Origin of the sequence: Veillonella sp. CAG:933 (genome assembly GCF_000431435.1) — a bacterium.
Classification (GTDB): domain Bacteria; phylum Bacillota; class Negativicutes; order Veillonellales; family Veillonellaceae; genus Veillonella_A.
On record NZ_HF986164.1, the window covers coordinates 6,205 to 11,287 of the forward strand.

Sequence of the window (5,083 nt, forward strand, 5' to 3'; positions counted from 1 at the left end):
CCGCTGCCGCTCCCCGCCTCCATTCGATTCACCCGTTAACCACGCTTGAATCGAAATGGAGGAAAACAATGGGTTTTCACTACGGATATGAAAAAAGAAAGTTTGATATGGAATGGAGCCGACTGGAACAGGAATACCGTGCCGCCGGTATGAGCGACGAGCAGATCGCGGACATGAAAGAATATGACTGGACCTGGTTTTGCAGCCAGAGGGCCTATCTGAACCGGGTGCAGGGCCTTCCCAGCGAACAGTATGAGGAAGAGCTGGAACAGTCCTGCCTGTTCCAGAAGTTTGAATCGCTGTCCTGCAACTGGGATACCGGCGACGTGGACAAGCATCGCTTCGGCTGGCTGTCCACGATAGAGAATGAACGGCTGTATCAGCGGCTTTGCGAATTATCAGAGGACGATCTGGAACTGCTGACCCTGCTCATCGGGGACGGATACCGGCAGGCCGATGTTGCAAGGCTTTGGAACTGTTCCCGAAGTGCCATCACACAAAGGCTAAATAAAATCAAAGATTTTTTGAAAAACCCTTAACAAACGGCCTTTCCCAATGCCTACACATTGAAGGGACAACTTCCCTTGTTCCTCTTTGCAGCTTGACAACAGAATACACGGCATAACAGGTACATAACCCGTACCGAAGCGGAAAAGGCGCGCCGCCAGGACGATAGCTTTTAGGAGGTGATGAAGGACAAGCTATCCGAGCGATCTACGCCAGCCTTAAAACCCGGAATTGGCACTCCGGGTGCGATGATGGTACGGGGGCTTAAAGATACTTCCTCACGGCTCCCTAAAGACTTGGGGAGAACCCTGCGGCGCACGAGAAAAACGACGCTGCGGAGTTATGACAGCCCTGCCAGGGGCGGCCTGTTATGTCCCCATCGTCAGGGGCGCGTGGCAAATATGGCGAATCATCAACCCAAAATACAAGCAGCCGTATCGAATGATGTTCTGTGGCAACTGCCGCTTCAGTTTGTCGATACGGCTGCTTTTTTATGAATATGGAAAACCTGTTGCCTCATAGCTTGAAAAAACAGGTTTTTTTGAATGGAGGTGCGTCTTTATGACTAACCAGACAACCCAAACGACCTCCTATAAAGAGGTGCGGATCGGGAAAACCATTTATCGCGTCACCAGCTTTTTTTCGGGAGAAAAGGACCTGGGCAGGACGCTGGAGCAGCTGGCAGTCAGGCGCGCTATGTCAGAAATCATGCCGGCTGCCAGAGGTTTCAAATAACAACCGGCCTCGCGGCCTGCCGTATGCTTGCGCGGCGATGGATTCTCCGATAAGATATTCATGCAGGGTACACCTGCGGAGCCATTTTGCCGCACGAGGTATGGATTCTGATATGGTCGGGAGGTAAAACAAAGATGATTGAAACAACATACAACGTGGGCATCTACTGCCGTTTGAGCAACGACGATGAGCGTGATGGGGAATCCGTCAGCATCGAAAACCAGAAGCTGCTGCTTCAAAACTACGTCCGGCAACGGGGCTGGAATGAGATTGACACCTATATCGACGATGGGTATTCAGGTACGAATTTCAACCGTCCGGGGGTCAAGCGTCTCATAGAGGACGCAAAAGCAAAGCGGATCAATGTGATTCTGGTGAAGGACCTGTCCCGCTTTGGCCGCAACTACATCGAGTTCGGTCAGTACACCGATTATCTGTTCCCGTCGCTGGGCTGCCGGTTCATCGCCCTAAACAACGGCATCGACACCATGAGCGACAACGGAAGCACCGATGTCATGTGCTTTTTGAACTTATTTAACGAATTTTATAGCCGGGATACCAGCAAGAAGGTCAAGGCCGTCAAGAAAGCCTGCGCCGAGAGCGGCAAGTTCATGGGAACCTATCCCGCCTACGGTTACCGGCGCGACCCGCTGGATAAGCACCACCTTGTGATCGACGAGGAAACCGCGCCCATTGTGCGCCGTATCTTTGCGATGCGGGCCTCCGGCATGGGATTTCATGCGATCGCGGCGGCGCTCAATGAGGAAGGGATACCCTCCCCCGGCGTGCTGTACTACCAGCGCAAGGGCCAGAGCGACCCCCGCCGCGTCAACCACAAATGGGCCGACCAGACGGTGAAAAACATGGTCCGCAGCGAGGTCTACATCGGGAATATGGTGCAGGGCAAATACGGCACCTTCTCCTACAAATCCCGCAAGCTGGTCAGCAAATCGGAGGACCAGTGGATTCGGGTGGAGGGAACCCACGAGGCCATTATTTCACAGGAATTGTGGGACACCGTTGTGAGCATCGACCAGAAGAAGGTGCGGAAGAACACCCACGCCGATGGCTGCAAGAGTATCTTCACCGGCCTTGTCTACTGCGCCGACTGCGGCTTCAAAATGCGGAACCACATCGAGCGGTTCACCTATAAGGACGGAAGACCAGGGCGGTACAGCTCCTTTCTATGCGGCAATTACGCCCGCAGCGGTAAGAGCGCGTGTACCGTTCACACCATCTATGAGACGGTGCTGTACCAGCTGGTGTTGGAGGACATTCGGGAGAAGGCCCGCTTTGCGGAGGTGAACCCGGACAGCCTGATCGAGCAGATCACCCGGCTGAAAGAAAAGGAATCTCACACCCGTCTATTCTCCTATGAGCAGGAATTGAAAACCGCGCGGACGCGGATTTCCGAGCTGGAACGCCTGATGCAGAATCTCTATGAGGATAAATGCACCGGTGCGATCCCCCAGACGGTATTCCAGACCCTCATGCAGAAGTATGAAGCGGAGCGTGCGGAAAAGGCGGAGGTGGTCCCCGATCTGGAACGGAAGGTGAAAGTCCATCTGGAAAACAGGGTGGACGCCGACCGCTGGCTGGACCTGATCCGGCGCTACACCGAACTCTCGGAGCTGGACGAAACCATTTTGTTTGAATTGGTGGACCGGATCGAGGTCGGCGAGGCTCAGAAGATTAACGGCCAGCGCGTCTGCGACATCAAGGTGCATTACCGCTATGTGGGGTATGTAGATACGGCACTGGCGCAGGAAGGGAGGCAGGACTATGACGAAGCAATATAAGGTGGGCATCTACTGCCGCCTGAGCGTCGATGACGCCTCCAACTCCGCAAAGGCCAAACACTACATTCCCAGCGAGGAATCGGTGAGCATCGAGAACCAGTACGAAATCCTCTCCAAATTTGCCATGCTCAACGGCTGGATCGAGGTTAAGACCTATCGGGACGATGGGTACAGCGGAGGAAATTTTCAGCGCCCCGGATTTTTGGAGATGCTGGAGGACGCAAGGCATGGCCTGATTAACCTGATTCTGGTGAAGGACCTTTCCCGCCTGGGGCGCGACTTTGTAGAGGTGGGCCGGTACACAGACGTGGTGTTCCCCAGCCTTGGCTGCCGGTTCGTTTCGGTGCTGGACTGTCTGGACAGCGAGGGCGACAACACTGATATGCTGCACTTCCGCAGCCTGATGAACGACTACCATCTCAAAGACCTGTCCAGTAAAATCAGGTCGGTCCTTCACGCCAAAAAGAAAAGCGGCCAGTATGTTGCCGCCTATGCCCCTACGGCTACCGCAAAAGCGAGGAAGATAAGCACAGGCTGGTGCTGGACGAGGAAGCCGCCGCCNNGTGCTGGACGAGGAAGCCGCCGCCGTTGTGCGGGAGATCTATCAGATGCGCTATTCCGGCATGGCCTATGGGAAAATCGCCGTCACCCTGAACGGGAGAGGAATTCTCCCTCCCAGCTGGCATTGGGCGGTCCACTACGGCAAAGGCAGCTGCAACCGTTCCAAGCTGTGGGCTTATGCAACCGTCAAATGCCTTCTGAACGATGATGTTTACCTCGGCACCCTCACCCAGAACTGCACCGGTTCCCGGTCCTACAAGGACAAGACGATGATACACAAACCGGAATCGGAGTGGATTTCCCACGAAAACGCGCACGAGGCCATTATCCAGCCGGAGCTGTGGGAGGCGGTGCAGAAAATCAATCAGGCGGCGAAACAGCGCGCTGATGGCCGCACACCACCCCAGCCCGCTTTGTTCACCGGAAAGCTGGTCTGCGCGGACTGCGGACACCCGATGGTTGTCAGCCGCCAATCCCTGCACCGAAAGAACGGCACGGTCAAACGCTATGTCTCTTACTTCTGCTCCCGGTTTGCTACCACCGGACACAGCACCTGTTCCTGGCACCGGGTTTCCGAGATCACACTGAAAAACATTGTGTTGAGTGAAATCCGGGCGCATGGAAAAGCAGTGGCAACCGATGAGGCGGCGGTGCTGGACAGGCTAAAGCAGCAGATACAATCTGCGAATACTTCCCGGCAGGAGGACTGTCAGCAGGAAATCAGCCGTCTGCGCCGACGCTTGGAGGAACTGGAACGGATGACCGCGAAGCTCTATGAGGATAAGGTCAGCGGGGCAATCAGTGAAGCCTCCTTCGCGCTCCTGATTGAAAAGAATGAGCAGGAACGTGTCCAGAAGGCAGAACGCCTGGACACGCTGCTGGCTGGGGAGCGAAAATCTCAGCAGGACATCGCCAATATCCAGCGGTGGGCCGGAACTGTCCGGCAGTATCTGGACTTGCAGGATCTCAACCGGGACATCGTGGAGGAACTGATCGATCACATTGAGATTGGAGAACGGACGGTCATAGACGGTCAGAAGCATCAGGACATCAAAATTTACTACCGCTTTGTCGGGCTGGTGTGATTGGGCGAAAAAAACGCCTGACCGCATCAACAGCCAGACGGAAACATTCTACGATAACAGCGATATTCGATTGTTGCGCACGGATTTGTCGAATGAGAAAGAAGTTAGCAGAACTCCCTTCCCAAACACCTCGTGTTCTTTATAACATTCTTCATGGGAAATAAGGGATGATGCAGAAGAGATTGTGTTAAGAGAATTAGTGTACATTTAAAACGTGGAAAGCTCCTTCGGGAGCTTTTTTCTGGTTTTTGCTGGGTATCAAGAAAGTATATAGAAAATGCATTAATTATATGGTATGATTTGAACAGAAGTTAATCGTGCCATATGGCTTGATTATAAACGCAAAGATAAAAACGCAACGTACATCTTTGATGTGCCAGAGCCGGTAGGTAGCCC

5 protein-coding genes and 1 pseudogene are annotated in these 5,083 nt (G+C 53.8%); all 6 read left to right on the forward strand.

The genetic code is table 11. The features are described 5' to 3' along the window. A partial coding sequence (locus tag QZL64_RS02910) for a hypothetical protein (RefSeq protein ID WP_296309235.1) occupies nt 1-539 on the forward strand: 539 nt, incomplete at its 5' end. A gap of 150 nt (nt 540-689) precedes the next feature. After that, complete coding sequence (locus QZL64_RS02915) at nt 690-1,004, forward strand: hypothetical protein (RefSeq protein ID WP_296309237.1); 315 nt, start codon at nt 690-692, stop codon at nt 1,002-1,004. A gap of 64 nt (nt 1,005-1,068) precedes the next feature. After that, the gene (locus QZL64_RS02920) at nt 1,069-1,242 is read left to right on the forward strand and encodes a hypothetical protein (RefSeq protein ID WP_021840528.1); all 174 of its coding nucleotides are present in this window, start codon (nt 1,069-1,071) and stop codon (nt 1,240-1,242) included. Between the two features lie 134 nt (nt 1,243-1,376). Further along, a complete protein-coding gene (locus tag QZL64_RS02925) occupies nt 1,377-3,041 on the forward strand; it encodes a recombinase family protein (protein ID WP_021840529.1) in 1,665 nt (554 codons plus the stop codon). Next, nucleotides 3,025-3,510: pseudogene (locus QZL64_RS02930) on the forward strand (recombinase family protein); the annotation flags it as partial. The gene QZL64_RS02925 and the pseudogene QZL64_RS02930, both read left to right, overlap by 17 nt. Before the next feature lie 139 nt (nt 3,511-3,649). Further along, nucleotides 3,650-4,687, forward strand: a complete 1,038-nt coding sequence (locus tag QZL64_RS02935) for a DUF4368 domain-containing protein (protein ID WP_296309239.1) — start codon at nt 3,650-3,652, stop codon at nt 4,685-4,687. The last annotated feature ends 396 nt before the right edge of the window (nt 4,688-5,083 follow it).